This window comes from Micromonospora sp. NPDC005161 (assembly GCF_053599855.1).
This window is the reverse complement of record NZ_JBSFYQ010000001.1, coordinates 289,117-302,217: the sequence shown is the minus strand read 5'-3', so window position 1 is coordinate 302,217 and position 13,101 is coordinate 289,117. Positions and strand designations below refer to the sequence as shown.

12 protein-coding genes are annotated in these 13,101 nt (G+C 72.7%); 8 read left to right on the top strand and 4 right to left on the bottom strand.

Annotation, left to right across the window (positions count from 1 at the left end; all coding sequences use genetic code 11):
- Window positions 1-106: 106 nt before the first annotated feature.
- On the top strand, window positions 107-787 hold the full coding sequence (locus ACWD5O_RS01410; protein WP_450084282.1) for a DUF4272 domain-containing protein: 681 nt from the start codon (window positions 107-109) through the stop codon (window positions 785-787).
- Window positions 788-789: 2 nt separating this feature from the next.
- Here the strand turns inward: ACWD5O_RS01410 and ACWD5O_RS01405 are convergent, their stop codons facing one another.
- Window positions 790-1,800 (bottom strand): putative RNA methyltransferase, encoded by a 1,011-nt coding sequence (locus ACWD5O_RS01405; protein ID WP_450084281.1) that lies wholly within the window; start codon window positions 1,798-1,800, stop codon window positions 790-792.
- Window position 1,801: 1 nt separating this feature from the next.
- On the bottom strand, window positions 1,802-2,299 hold the full coding sequence (locus ACWD5O_RS01400; protein ID WP_450084280.1) for a MarR family winged helix-turn-helix transcriptional regulator: 498 nt from the start codon (window positions 2,297-2,299) through the stop codon (window positions 1,802-1,804).
- Between the two features lie 57 nt (window positions 2,300-2,356).
- Between ACWD5O_RS01400 and ACWD5O_RS01395 the strand changes: the two genes are divergently transcribed.
- From ACWD5O_RS01395 to ACWD5O_RS01385, 3 genes are read left to right on the top strand one after another with little or no spacing between them, the layout of a single operon-like run.
- Window positions 2,357-2,959: an NADPH-dependent FMN reductase gene (locus ACWD5O_RS01395; protein ID WP_450084279.1), complete on the top strand. Its 603-nt coding sequence runs from the start codon at window positions 2,357-2,359 to the stop codon at window positions 2,957-2,959.
- A complete protein-coding gene (locus tag ACWD5O_RS01390; RefSeq protein ID WP_354962615.1) occupies window positions 2,956-3,369 on the top strand; it encodes a PPOX class F420-dependent oxidoreductase in 414 nt (137 codons plus the stop codon). Before ACWD5O_RS01395 ends, ACWD5O_RS01390 begins: the two co-directional genes overlap by 4 nt.
- A gap of 52 nt (window positions 3,370-3,421) precedes the next feature.
- Window positions 3,422-4,501: an adenosine deaminase gene (locus ACWD5O_RS01385; RefSeq protein WP_450084278.1), complete on the top strand. Its 1,080-nt coding sequence runs from the start codon at window positions 3,422-3,424 to the stop codon at window positions 4,499-4,501.
- Between the two features lie 4 nt (window positions 4,502-4,505).
- On the opposite strand, the gene ACWD5O_RS01380 is transcribed toward ACWD5O_RS01385, so the two are convergent.
- The gene (locus ACWD5O_RS01380; protein WP_450084277.1) at window positions 4,506-4,841 is read right to left on the bottom strand and encodes a hypothetical protein; all 336 of its coding nucleotides are present in this window, start codon (window positions 4,839-4,841) and stop codon (window positions 4,506-4,508) included.
- Window positions 4,842-5,302: 461 nt separating this feature from the next.
- Between ACWD5O_RS01380 and ACWD5O_RS01375 the strand changes: the two genes are divergently transcribed.
- The 4 genes from ACWD5O_RS01375 to ACWD5O_RS01360 all read left to right on the top strand — a co-directional run bounded on the left by ACWD5O_RS01375 (window position 5,303) and on the right by ACWD5O_RS01360 (window position 10,413).
- The gene (locus ACWD5O_RS01375; protein WP_450084276.1) at window positions 5,303-8,947 is read left to right on the top strand and encodes a nitrate- and nitrite sensing domain-containing protein; all 3,645 of its coding nucleotides are present in this window, start codon (window positions 5,303-5,305) and stop codon (window positions 8,945-8,947) included.
- On the top strand, window positions 8,944-9,348 hold the full coding sequence (locus ACWD5O_RS01370; RefSeq protein WP_354962619.1) for a roadblock/LC7 domain-containing protein: 405 nt from the start codon (window positions 8,944-8,946) through the stop codon (window positions 9,346-9,348). The genes ACWD5O_RS01375 and ACWD5O_RS01370 overlap by 4 nt, the downstream gene beginning before the upstream one ends.
- Before the next feature lie 98 nt (window positions 9,349-9,446).
- A complete protein-coding gene (locus ACWD5O_RS01365; RefSeq protein WP_089021735.1) occupies window positions 9,447-9,818 on the top strand; it encodes a DUF742 domain-containing protein in 372 nt (123 codons plus the stop codon).
- Window position 9,819: 1 nt separating this feature from the next.
- Window positions 9,820-10,413 (top strand): GTP-binding protein, encoded by a 594-nt coding sequence (locus tag ACWD5O_RS01360; protein ID WP_007455465.1) that lies wholly within the window; start codon window positions 9,820-9,822, stop codon window positions 10,411-10,413.
- A 266-nt stretch (window positions 10,414-10,679) separates the two neighbouring features.
- Here ACWD5O_RS01360 and ACWD5O_RS01355 read toward each other — a convergent pair whose 3' ends face one another.
- Window positions 10,680-13,076 (bottom strand): transposase, encoded by a 2,397-nt coding sequence (locus ACWD5O_RS01355; protein ID WP_450084357.1) that lies wholly within the window; start codon window positions 13,074-13,076, stop codon window positions 10,680-10,682.
- Window positions 13,077-13,101 lie beyond the last annotated feature (25 nt).

Below are 13,101 nucleotides of genomic sequence, written 5' to 3'. Positions count from 1 at the left end.
CCCGGGGTCGGGGCGGCGTGGTGCCGGTCACCAGGGAGCGCTATTCTCGCAGGCCAAGGGGGGATAACCGGCCTTGAGCCGTCGCAAGCAGACAGGAAAACGCGCCGTGACCGTACCTGCCCCCGACCCACGAGAGGTACGCGAGGCGAGCCTGGACGAGTTGTCCCGGCTCCGCCTGCCGTTGCCGCCTCCCCAGTTCCCGCTCGTCTGGGAGCCGGGTGACCAGATCGACCTGCGCCCCACAGCGGAGATCGAGGCGCGGATCGCCGTGCTGCACCTGATCCTGGCCCGCTGCTTCGGGATGCCCCCGCAGGCGGCGATGAGCTGGCTGCTCGGCTCGCACCTGATGGAGATGGTGACCCCGCCGGAGTGGCAGTTCGTGACCGGCGGCAAGGGCGACCACCGGTCGTTCGTGCTGCACCACGACGCGCTCTTCGCGCTGGCCTGGGTGCTCGGGCTGAGCAAGCAGCTCGACCCGACCCTCGCCGTGGACGAGCGGCTGGTCGAGCGGCTGCCGCACATCGCCGAGGGGGAGACGTTCCCGCGCTGGCGGTCCCGGATCCTCACCGCGCCGCAGCATCCCGCCGACGCGGCCGCCCTGCTCGACCTGCACTACTGCCTGGACTGGGCTTACCTGGAGACTGAGCGGGTCGGGCGGTCGCTGCCCGGTCTGGTCGATGCGAACGCGATCGGTCAGCGGCGCTGGGCACTGGAGTGGGCGGTGATCCTGCGTGGGCCGTACCACGATGAACCGCCCGGCTGGGAAGAGGTCGACCTCTCCACCTGACCTCAGCGGGGCCGCTGGACGTCGAGCCGGACCGCCACGGTGACCCGGACCGGTTCGGGCAGCGCGACCAGCCGGGCGGCGAGAGCGGCCGGGTCGGTGTGCCAAGCGCTGGGGCCCATCCCGACCAGGGTGGCGACCTCCGGCCGGGTCAGCGTCAGCTCCGCCCGGTGTACGGCCGAGTTGACCCCGGTGAAGTGCCCGCCCAGGCTGCCGGCCACCCGGTCGGCCTTGTCCGGGTCCACCCGCAGCAGGCCGAGAGCGTCCACCAGTTCGGCGAGGTGGTCGGCGGCGGGGGTGACCACCAGCAACGTGCCGTTCGGGTGAAGCACCCGGTGGAACTCCGCGCCGTTGCGCGGGGCGAAGACGTTCAGCAGCACGGAGGTCGACGCGTCGGCGAGCGGCAGCCGCTGCCAGGTGTCGGCGAGCGCCGCGGCCGCCCGGGGATGCGCCCGTGCCGCGCGGCGGAGCGCCGGCTTGGACACGTCCAGGGCCAGACCCACCGCGTCCGGCAGCGCCGCCAGCACCGCGCCGAGGTACCGGCCGGTGCCGGCGCCGGCGTCCACCACCAGGGGGTACGCCTCGAAGTCGGGCGTCGGCGGCTCAACCCGTACCTCTGCGGTTGTGTCCTTTGCTCTGCTTACCTCCGCGCAACGGTTCTGTCCGGAAACCGTTGCGTCGGTTGAAGCAGAGCAAAGGGCGGACGGTGTAGGCCCCGGGTGCGTGGCGGCCGGCGCGCGGAGCCGGCCGACGGCGTCCGTGGCGGCAGCGGCGAGGGCGGCCGAGATGACGTCGTAGTGCCCGGCGGCGAGGAAGTCCGCCCGGGCGGCCACCATCTCGGCGCTGTCGCCGGCGTGCGGGGCGTGCCCGGCCAGCAGGTTGACGTACCCCTGCCGGGCGATGTCGAAGCTGTGCCGGCGCGGGCAGCGCAGCGCCCTGGCGGTGCCGGCGGTCGACTCGGACAGCGGCTCGCCGCAGACCGGGCAGCGCAGCCGGTCGAGGATGCGCGGGTCCACGTCAGGCCGCCGGTTCGGGCTGCGGGCGGGTGGCCCGCGGCTCGGGGCCGGCGAGGTGGTCGACCACCCGGTGGGTGAGCGCGCCGAGCGCGTCGACCTCAGCGGGGGTGAGCAGGTCGATCAGGTGCCGCCGGACGGCGGCCACGTGGCCGGGAGCAGCGGACTCGATGGCCTGCCGACCCGCCAGGGTGAGCACGACGATGGAGCCGCGGGCGTCGTCGGCGCACTCCTCGCGGGTCACCAGGCCGCGTTGCTGCATCCGGCTCAGGTGGTGCGAGAGCCGGCTGCGCGACCACAGCATCCTGGCGGCCAGCTCGCTGAGGCGCAGCCGCCCCTGCTGGGTCTCGGAGAGGTCGGAGAGCACGTCGTAGTCCGGCTCGGAGAGGCCGGCGTCCTGGGTCAGCTCCCGGGCCAGCTCCAGATCGAGCAGTCGACGCATCCGGCGGTAGCCGCGCCAGGCGCGGGCCTCCCGTTCGTCCAGCCACCGCGGTGTGTCCATACGTGGAGTCTAGCGGTTTGGTTGACATGTCACCGATCCGCCTTCTAGATTGATGACATGTCAACAAGTTCATTCGAGGGCGACCCGACCACCCGCCGCCTCAACGTGATCGTCGCGAGCACGCGCCCCGGCCGGGTGGGTCGGATGATCGGCGACTGGTTCACGGACGCCGCCGGCCGCCACGGCGGCTTCGACGACGTCCGACTGGTCGACCTCGCCGAGGTCGGGCTGCCGTTCCATGACGAGCCGCATCACCCGTCCGAGGGTCGCTACCTCTACCGGCACACCCAGCGTTGGAGCGCGACGACCGCGGCCGCGGACGCGTTCGTCTTCGTGATGCCCGAGTACAACTACGGCTTCAGCGCCCCGCTCAAGAACGCGATCGACTACCTCTACCACGAGTGGCAGCACAAGCCGGTGGGCTTCGTCAGTTACGGCATGAGCTCCGGCGGCCTGCGTGCCGTTCAGATGATCAAGCAGGTGGTAACCACCCTCAACATGGTCCCGGTCAACGACGCGGTGACCATCTTCTTGCGACAGGCGCTGGACGGCTCCGGCCGGCTGGTGCCGGATCCGGGGCGGGACGCCGCCGCCGAGGCGATGCTCCACCAGCTCGGCCGGCTGGCCGCCGCGCTTGCGCCGCTGCGGGTGCCGGCATGAGCGACCGACTGTGGGGGCTGTTCGGCACGCGCGGGCGCGGGGTGCTGGTCACCCTGCGCCGGGACGGCCGACCCCAGCTGTCCAACCTCGACTATCTGGCCGAGCCGGGGCTGATCCGCTGCTCCACCACCGGGGACCGGGCGAAGGTGCGCAACCTGCGCCGCGACCCCAGGGCCAGCTTTCACGTGACCACGCCGGACGGCGGCGCGTACGCGGTCGCCGAGGGCACCGTGACCCTCACCGAGCCGGCCGCGGCCACCGCCGACGCGACGGTCGACGAGCTGGTCGAGGTCTACCGGCGGATTCGCGGCGAGCACCCGGACTGGGCGGACTACCGTGCCGCCATGGTCGCCGACGGGCGGCTCGTGATCCGCCTCGAAGTGCACCGGGTGTACGGCTGGCAGCCGTGACTGCCGGCCGGTCCCGTCCCGGTCCGCCAGGGTCGCTGACTAGGGTCTGAGCATGGTCGCAACTATCCGGTACGAGGACATCGTCAAGGTCCCGAAGGCGCTGCTGCACGACCACCTCGACGGCGGGCTGCGGCCGGCGACGATCGTCGAGCTGGCCGCGGAGGTGGGCCACGAGCTGCCCACCACCGACCCCGAGGCGCTGGGGCGCTGGTTCGTCGACGCGGCCGACTCCGGCTCGCTGGAGCGCTACCTGGAGACGTTCGCGCACACCGTGGCGGTCATGCAGACCGCGCCGGCGCTGCGCCGGGTGGCCCGCGAGTGCGCGCTGGACCTGGCCGCCGACGGCGTGGTCTACGCCGAGGTGCGGTTCGCTCCGGAGCAGCACCTGGAACAGGACCTGAGCCTGGACGAGGTGGTCGAGGCGGTGCTGGCCGGTTTCGCCGAGGGCACCGCCCAGGCCGTCGAGGCGGGGTTGAACATCCGGGTGGGCACGCTGCTCACCGCCATGCGGCACGCGGCCCGTTCGCAGGAGATCGCCGAGCTGGCCGTGCGGCACCGGGACTCCGGGGTGGTCGGCTTCGACATCGCCGGCGCCGAGGCGGGCTTCCCGCCCACCCGGCACCTGGACGCCTTCGAGTACCTCCAGCGGGAGAACTTCCACTTCACCATCCACGCCGGCGAGGCGTTCGGCCTGCCGTCGATCTGGCAGGCGATCCAGTGGTGCGGCGCGGACCGGCTCGGCCACGGGGTGCGGATCGTGGACGACATCACCCCCGGCGCGGCGCCGGTGCTCGGCCGGCTGGCCGCGTACGTCCGGGACAAGCGGATCCCGCTGGAGCTGTGCCCGTCGTCGAACGTGCAGACCGGAGCGGTGGACTCGATCGCGGACCACCCGATCGGCCTGCTACGGGACCTGCGGTTCCGGGTCATCGTCAACACCGACAACCGGCTGATGAGCGGCACGTCGATGTCGCGGGAGATGGCCCTGCTGGTGGAGACGTTCGGCTACGGCTGGCGGGAGTTGCAGTGGTTCACCATCAACGCGATGAAGAGCGCCTTCATCCCGTTCGACGAGCGGCTGCGGATCATCGATGAGGTGATCAAGCCGGCGTACGCGAAGCTGCTGGCCTGAGTGGTCAGCCGTGCGGGTGGCCGGCGAGCAGGCCGGCCACCCTGCGCAGCACCTCCCGGGCCCGGGCCGCCTCCGCGCCCAGCCCGGTCTGCCGGCGCAGCACCGCGGGCTCGGCGCGCAGCAGTGCCACCCCGCGCCGGACCAGCACCTGTGGCGCCTTGCGCTGCTCGGACAGGTCGCGGGCCAGCCGGCGGAGGAAGGTCGCCCCGCGCGGGCGGCGCAGCGCGTACGCACCGGCGAGCAGGCCACGACGGCGGCACTCATCGACGATCTCGGCCGCGAAGATCCCTTCGGCCACGAAAAGTGGCGATCCGGCGACGTCAAATGGCCGTGTGGCCACCCGTCGATCCGCGCCGATCGCATAAACCGGCACATCGGCGCGACCCTCGCGAGCCAGTCGGGCAATCGTTTCGACCGCCGTGAGGGCGTCCCACGACTCGGGTGATTCCCAGTCCACCTGGCCGTTTCGGCGCGGCAACGTAGGGTCATCGCCATCTTTGTAAAAGTCGTCCAGGCAGAGCACCGGTAGGCCGGTTTGCTGCGCTATGTACGACTTTCCAGAGCCAGAAGGGCCGGCGAGCAGGACAACGCGGTGCGGATGTTTCATTACCTTCAGTTACTCCGGCCAGACGGACTGCTATCAAATCGCATCAACATCTCATCACACCTTCGGCGGGTGACAACCTGGGCTTTCTTCTTGCCGGGCGGCGTGATGGAATCTCGGGGGTCCGACCCGCCGGGTCGGACGCTGGGCGTTGCGCGGGGGCAACGCGTTCAAGCTGTAATCGCGAGGGCGGTGACGTGAGCAAACGGCCAAAGACGGCGGGCTCCTTCCTGTCGCGGCTGCGCCGACCGGCCAGCCGGCTCCGGGACATGCCGATCTGGTCCAAGCTCGGTCTCATCATGATCGTGCCGACCATCGCCACGGTCGTGGTGGGCACCAGTGGTCTCGTCGACCACCTGGAGACGCTCAACAATGCCAACCGGGCCGGCGACCTGGCCAACCTGTCGAGCTACTCGGGTGACCTGGTCGACACGCTTCAGGACGAGCGGACCACCGCCGTGCTGCTGCTGGGGGCCAAGGGGACGCAGCCGACGGCGCAGTACCAGGAGGCCTACAACCGGGTGAACTCCCGGGTAGACCAGGCGAAGGGCCCCTACCTGCAGCAGCGGGCCGAGATCGAGGACCTGCCGAGCAGCCTGGAGGGCCTGCTCAACGGGATCGACCAGACCCTGAAGGACCTGCCAGGCGTCCGCAGCCAGGTGTTCAACGGCAAACTCAAGCTCACCGAGACCATTCAGGCGTACGAGGGCCTGATCAACGACCTGCTCGCCATCCGTGACTCCGCCACCCAGCTCGCCGGCAACAGCGACCTGAGCGACCGGATGCGGGCCGCCGCGGCGGTCGCCCGGGAGAAGGAGTTCCTCTCCGTCCGCCGGGTCGTCGTGCACCGCGCCCTCGGCTCGGAGCAGCGGCGGATGACCCCGGTGCTGCGCACCGACTACATCGCCAGCGGCACCGGTCAGCAGCAGGCCCTGCAGAGCTTCAAAGCCGTCGCCAGCCCCGACGAGGCGAAGTTCCACGACCAGACGGTCGCCGGCGGTGACCGTCGGGAGGCGCAGAACTACACCGGCTGGATCGACGGCAACACCACCGGCGACATGCACGGTGCGCCGTTCGGCCCGGACCAGTGGGACTCGGCCATGACGGCCAACGCCAAGCTGATCCGCACCGTCGAGACGAAGCTCGACGGCGACGTGGTCGCCGAGGCCGACAACCTGCGCTCGGACGTCCAGCGTCAGGTGTTCCTGGAGACCGGCCTGCTGCTCAGCATGCTGCTGCTGGCCATCCTCTTCGCGTACCTGGTCGCCCGCTCGATGGCCCGCTCGCTGCGTGAGCTGCGGCAGGGCGCTCTCTCCGTCGCCCAGTACGGCCTGCCGCAGGCGGTGGCCCGACTGCGTGACCCGCAGGTCGTCGGGCAGCTCTCCCCGGTGCAGCTGGCCAACCAGATCGCCGAGCCGCTCCCGGTCCGCAGCAAGGACGAGTTCGGCCAGGTGACCGAGGCGTTCAACGCCGTCCACCTGGAAGCCGTCCGAACCGCCGCCGAGCAGGCGGCGCTGCGCGCCTCCGTCGCGACCATGTTCGTCAACCTGGCCCGCCGTTCGCAGATCCTGGTCGACCGCCTCATCGGGCACCTCGACCGGCTGGAGCGCGGCGAGGAGGACCCGGACCGGCTGGCCGAGCTGTTCCAGCTCGACCACCTGGCCACCCGGATGCGCCGCAACGACGAGAACCTGCTCGTGCTCGCCGGCGCCGACTCCACCCGCGTGCAGCGCGAGCCGGCGGCGCTCATCGACGTGCTGCGCGCCGCGCAGTCCGAGGTCGAGCACTACACCCGGATCGAGTTCGGGGTCATCGACCGGGACATCGAGGTCGCCGCGCACGCGGTCAACGACCTGGTGCACCTCGTCGCCGAGCTGTTCGACAACGCGACCGCGTTCTCGCCGCCGGACTCGCAGGTGATGGTCGAGGCCCGCCGGGTCGGCGACCGCACCTCGCTCTACGTCGAGGACCGCGGCATCGGCATCAGCAACGACCAGCTGAACGAGCTCAACGAGCGTCTCGCGACGCCGCCGCAGGTGGACGTGGCCGTGTCCCGCATGATGGGCCTGGTCGTGGTCGCCCGGCTGGCGTCCCGGCACGGGGTCCGGGTCGAGCTGCGTCCCGGTGGTGACCGTGGCACGGTCGCCGACGTGACCCTGCCGACCTCGGTGCTGGTGCCCCGGGCGCTCTCCGGCCGGATGCAGCAGCCGCCGGCGCTGCCCGCGGCCGGTGGCCCGCAGGGCGGTGGCCCGGTTCCGGCCTTCGGCGCGCTGCCCGCGCTGGGCAACGGCCCTCGCCCGAGCGAGTCCGGCAACCAGGTCACGCTGGGTGGTCGCCCGTTCGACCCAGCCTCGCGCAACGGCGCCGGCACCCCCGCCAACGCCGGTGCGTACCGCTCGATGCCGGCCTGGTCGGACCTGACCGGTGCGGCCGGCACGAACGGCGGGGACGGGTTCACCCCGCGGACGGCCAACGGACAGCCGATCGACCCGCTGCCGCAGCGCCGCGCCGGCGACGACTCTTCGGACGCGGGCCAGCAGCCGGCCATTCCACGGCAGCTGCCCAGCAGCCCCGAGGCGCACCCGTACTCGCCGCCGCCGGTCTCCGCGCAGCCCTACTCCGGCGCACCGGTCTCCGCCTCGCCGGCCTCCGGCCAGCCGTACTCCGCGCAGCCCTACTCGGGTGCGCCGTACGCCGGTCCGCCGGTGTCGGCCGCCCCGGCCTCGGGTCAGCCGTACTCGGCCCCGCCGGCCGGTCAGCCCTATTCGGCCCCGCCGGCCGGTCAGCCGTACTCGGCGCCGCCAGCCGGTCAGCCCTATTCGGCCCCGCCGGCATCGAGTCAGCCGTACTCGGCGCCGCCGGCGTCCGCCCAGTCGTTCCAGTCGTTCAGCGGCTTCGCGCCCCGATCGGCCCCGCCCGCCCAGGCGCCCAACGCCCCCGCGCCGCCGGCCTGGCCGCCGGTGCCCGGTGGCGACCGGGACGCGGCCACCCCGCCGGTGCCCGAGCGGTTCGCCGCCGCCCTGGACATGACGACGGAGCTGCCGCGGGTGCAGCGACCCGCCGAGCAGCCGGCCGCCACGGCTCAGCCGACGGCACCGACCTCGGCGGCACCGGCGCAGAGCCGGCCGGCGCCGCAGCAGCCGCAGGCCCAGAATCGGCAGCGGTACGCGGACGAGACCATGGAGCTGCCGATCTTCCGGGAGCTCGAGTCGGCCTGGTTCCGTACCCGTCGGCCGGGTCCGGAGGAGGCGGCAGCGGCTCAGGCAGCCGCACCGGCCGCCCAGCCGGCGGCCAATGGCGGCACCGCGACCCAGCAGTTCGCGACGGTCGAGGCCAGCGGCCGGGCAGTCCACAAGACACCACCCGGGACGACAGGTAACACACCGATGGCAGACACTCCGACGGCCGGAGGAGCGCCGCGGGACAACGGGTCGACAGCGAACGGGGGCGCCCGCCCCAGCCTCGCCGAGAGCCTGCCGAACCGCCGGCCCCAACCGCCACAGACCAACGGCTGGCAGACCGCCGCCGACGACGGCTGGCGTGCCGCCTCGGCAGCGGCCAGCGCGGTCCCGGTGAGCGAGACCACCACGACCGGTCTGCCGAAGCGCAAGCCGATGGCGCAGCTGGTCCCCGGCGCGGTGGAGAAGCCCACCACCTCGGTCCAGCGGCGTTCCCCGGAGGCGGTCCGTGGCCTGCTCTCCGCCTACCACCGGGGCGTGCAGCGAGGGCGTAGCACCTCGGACAACCCGACCAGCCCGGAGGCGACTCCGGGAGGGCAGCAATCCTCGCAGTCTGGCTCAGGCCCAGCGGCCGGGAGCGGGCAGAAGGAGCAAGAAGGATGACAACTACGCAGGATCTTGGTTGGCTGCTGGCCAACTTCGCTGACCGGGTGCCCGGTGTCGCGCATGCGGTCGCCGTCTCGGCGGATGGCCTGCTTCTCGCGTCGTCACGGGATCTGCCGCGGGACCGGGCCGATCAGCTCGCCGCGATCGCGTCCGGTCTGGTCAGCCTCACCCAGGGAGCGGCCCGCTGCTTCGAGGGAGGCGCTGTGCTGCAGACCGTCGTGGAGATGGACAATGGCTTCCTGTTCCTGATGTCCATCTCGGACGGCTCGTCCTTCGCAGTGCTGGCCGCCCGCAGCTCGGACGTCGGGCAGGTCGGCTACGAGATGGCGTTGCTGGTCGACCGGGTGGGCGACGCGCTGACCCCGCAGCCGCGTGCGGCCGCGGGGATGCTGAGCTGACGCCTCGCCGATCGTGAGGTCGGCGCTACTGCAACAACGACAACGACGGGTTTCACCGGTGGGAGCCGGTGCCGGGTACGAAGGAGGTGAGCGGCGACATGGCCGATCGTGACGAACCGACCGGAGCGTTGGTCCGTCCATACGCCGTGACCCGCGGTCGTACCCGTCCCCGGCTCGACATCGCGCTGGAGGCGCTCGTCGAGACGACGGTGCGTGGCCGGGCCGCTGCCAATGGCAACGGTGGCCGCGAACACCAGTACATCGCCGCGCTGTGTGACGGACGCGTGCAATCGCTCGCCGAGATCGCGGCGCGGATGCAGCTCCCGCTCGGTGTGGCCCGGGTGCTCATCGCCGACATGGCGACGGACGGCCTGGTCGCAGTCCACGAGCCGACCATTTTGGACGACTCCGACGACGCGGTGGGCACTGAACTGCTGGAGAGGGTGCTGAGTGGACTTCGCAGGCTCTGACATGTCGCACCGCCCGCCGAACCCGAGTGGGCGCGTGACGTCGGCGAAGATCGTTATCGCCGGTGGATTCGGCGTCGGTAAGACGACGCTGGTCGGCTCGGTCTCGGAGATCACGCCGCTGACCACCGAGGCCATCATGACCTCCGCTGGCGTGGGCGTCGACGACACCCGGCAGGTGCCGGGCAAGACGACGACCACGGTGGCCATGGACTTCGGGCGGATCTCGATCGACCGTGACCTGATCCTGTACCTGTTCGGTACGCCGGGTCAGACTCGATTCTGGTTCATGTGGGACGAACTGGTTCGGGGTGCCATCGGTGCGGTCGTGCTGGTGGACACTCGCCGGCTGGCCGACTGCTTCGCGGCGATCGACTTCTTCGAGCACCGGCGGCTGCCGTACCTGGTGGCCATCAACTGCTTCGACGGGATGCAGTACCACGACCCGCAGGACGTTCGGGACGCGCTGGCGATCTCGAGCGACGTGCCGGTGGTGGCCTGCGACGCCCGCAACCGGGAGTCGACGAAGCACGTGCTGATCTCGCTGGTCGAGTACGTGCTCACCATGCGGCGTACGCGCGCCGTCGCGCCGGCCTGACCGGGCGATCGCGCCCGGTGGTGGCTTCGGCCGCCACCGGGCGCTGAGTGCTGTCCGGAGGCACCTCGCCGGGCAGCCCCGCACCTCTTTTCAAGACGCCGCCTTTCCGGGCTCTTGGACGCAGTCGGCCCCTTCAGGGGCGGATTGGTCCAGGACCTTCACGAGGCGGCGTTGGTCGTGCCGGGCTAACGCTGTGGCCTGAACGCGCTCCGCCCCCAGTCAGCTGACTGAGGGCGGGACAGACGCGTGGGTGATGGTGACCGGGGTCAGGACTGGTAGCCGGCGGACCGGTACTCGTATTCGCGGTCGTCGTCGCGGTCACCGTGGTCACGGCTGAAGTCCCAGCCGCCGGCGGCCTCGCGACCCGGCCGGCCGCCCACCGCGAACCCGCCGATCTCCTGCCCGCGACGCCAGCCACGGAAGTAGCCGGTGGTGTTCTCCGCGAGGCTCGCCGCATCACGCACTATCCGCAGCGGACGCTCCTCGCGCAACGGGGAACCCGGGACCAGGTTGGCCTGCGGCACGCGCTTCGGTAGACCGGCCGTCGTCTCGGCGCCCACCGCGGGACGGGCCGCCTGCTCGGCTGCCTGCCACCCGGTGTCGGCCGTGGTCGACCAGTCCAGGTCGGACTCCTCGGTCTGCCCGACGAACCAGGCCGACTTGGCCTGCGCGAAGATCAGCAGGTCCCCGTCGCCCTCGTCCGCCACCGGTGGCGGACGGTGCTCGACCGGGGGTGACGGCCGGTGCTCGACGGGTCGTTCCATGCGGGGCGCGGGGCGGCCGTTGCGGGCGGCCTGCTCCCGATCGACCAGCCGCAGCGGCGGCGTCTCGAGGCGCGGGTCGGTGGGCGGGTTGAGGCTTGCCTCGCGCAGCGCCCGGTCGGCCAGCGGTGGCGGCTCCACGAGCCGCAGCATGGGTGGCTCCTGCGGCAGGTCGTCCGCCAGCCAGGGCGGGGTGACGCGGCCGTCGGCCCGGCCCGGGTCGGTGGGGGCGTCGATGCCACGGCCGCCGCCGTACGAGTAGGCGGCCGGGTTGTTCGGCGAGCTGTCGGCCGGGTCCTCCGGGTTGTTGACCAGCGGCCAGTTGGCCCGGGAGCCCGGCGGTGCCGACTCCTGGCCCGGACGGGGAGTGGGCACCGGGATGCTGAGGTCGGTGGCGCTGAAACCGCCGGTGGGAGCCTCGTCGACCGGGCGTTGCAGGTGGCTGGGCCGGGGCTCGCCGTTGGTCTTGGGGCGGGGCGGGATGACCGTGCGTTGCCGCTCGGCCCGCGCGTTGTTGATCGCCGCGGTCGTCAACGTCGGCCGGAACGGCTCGCCCGCCTCGGCCGGCGGCACCGCGCCGCGCTGCGCCGGCGCGATCGGGGTGATCCCGGGCGGCGGGGGCGGTGGCGAGGAGACCGGCCGGTTGGTCGGACCGTCGATGCGGCTCGGGAGGGGTTCGCCACGCCCCGGCAGGGCGGACACCGCCGGGCCGGCGGCCGCCGCGGGGGCAACCGGAGCGGGTGCGACCGGCGGCGGGGTGATCGGAGCCGGGGCGACCGGCGGTGGCCCGAGCGGGCGCGGCGACGCCAGCGGGGCGCCACCCGGGATCGGTTCGGGGCGGCTGCGTCGGCCCCCGGTGGGGGCGGGCTCGGCGGCGACCGGGGTCGGCCGGACCGCGCGCAGCCCGGTGCCGGTGTTGGACAGGCCGGCCAGCTCGCCGACCGACTCGTCACGGCGGGCGGCGGCGCGGCGACCGGGCGCCGGCGCGGGCGTGCTGGCCCGTGCGCTGAGCGCGCTGACCAGCGCCTCGCAACCGGCGTCGCAGGCCCGTACCGAGGCGACCGCCTGCCGGACGGTCTCGGCCACCGCGGAGGTGAGCGCCCGGTTCACCGCGGCGCGGCGGGGCGTCTCGGAGATGGCGACCCGCAGTGCGGTGACCGCCTCGTTGATTTCCTCGGCGTCGGCCACACCGTCCGCGGCGAGGTGCGCGGCGATGGCGTCCGCCGCCACCGAGACCTCGCGGCCCCGGGCCACGGTGCCGCCCAGCATGCCCGGCTCGGGCAGGGCGTCCAGCACGGCCAGCGAGACCGGCTCGGCCGGGTCCGGATACGCGCGCAGCGCCGCCGGGTAGAGCTCGCGCAGCACCTCGCGCAGCGCCACGGCGGCCGAGTGCCGACCGCTGGCCAGCGCGGCGTGCGCGGAGAGCACCTGCTTGTAGCCGGCGAGATCCCGGGGTGCCGGCAGAGTGACCGCGGACAGCGCGCCCGCCTGCAACGCGCGGGCCAGGCCGACGGCGCGTCGTTCGGCTGGCGGCGACTGCATCTCCTCCAGGGAGTCGTCGTCGGCGAACCGCTCGGCGAAGTCGTCCACCGAGTCGTCGTCCGCGATCGCCAGGGGCCGACCCGCCGCGCTCAGCAGCGAGGTGACCGTGTGGTCGTCGCTGTCGGCGGCGATGGCCGCACCGCTCGGCCCGCCCGACCGCTCCACGAGCAGCGCGACGAGCTGGGCGTAGCCAGCCGCGTCGTCGCCGATCTCGCAGACATGCAGCAGACGGCCTGCGTCGTCGACCACAGCGGACGTCAGCGTCGAACCGGCCGAGGCCGGTCGGTCAGCAGGATCCGCTGAGGCCAGACCGCAGTACACGCGCACGAGCGCCACGGCGTCGTCCTCCTCCCGGGACAGGTCTTTCCTCTGCCAGCAACTGATG

Excerpts from the sequence above, each read along its gene's own strand:
- ACWD5O_RS01390 (WP_354962615.1), top strand. The coding sequence starts at position 2,956 with ATGAGCGACCGACTGTGGGGGCTGTTCGGCACGCGCGGGCGCGGGGTG.
- ACWD5O_RS01395 (WP_450084279.1), top strand. The coding sequence starts at position 2,357 with ATGTCAACAAGTTCATTCGAGGGCGACCCGACCACCCGCCGCCTCAAC.
- ACWD5O_RS01360 (WP_007455465.1), top strand. The coding sequence starts at position 9,820 with ATGTCGCACCGCCCGCCGAACCCGAGTGGGCGCGTGACGTCGGCGAAG.
- ACWD5O_RS01385 (WP_450084278.1), top strand. The coding sequence starts at position 3,422 with ATGGTCGCAACTATCCGGTACGAGGACATCGTCAAGGTCCCGAAGGCG.
- ACWD5O_RS01400 (WP_450084280.1), bottom strand. The coding sequence starts at position 2,299 with ATGGACACACCGCGGTGGCTGGACGAACGGGAGGCCCGCGCCTGGCGC.
- ACWD5O_RS01370 (WP_354962619.1), top strand. The coding sequence starts at position 8,944 with ATGACAACTACGCAGGATCTTGGTTGGCTGCTGGCCAACTTCGCTGAC.
- ACWD5O_RS01365 (WP_089021735.1), top strand. The coding sequence starts at position 9,447 with ATGGCCGATCGTGACGAACCGACCGGAGCGTTGGTCCGTCCATACGCC.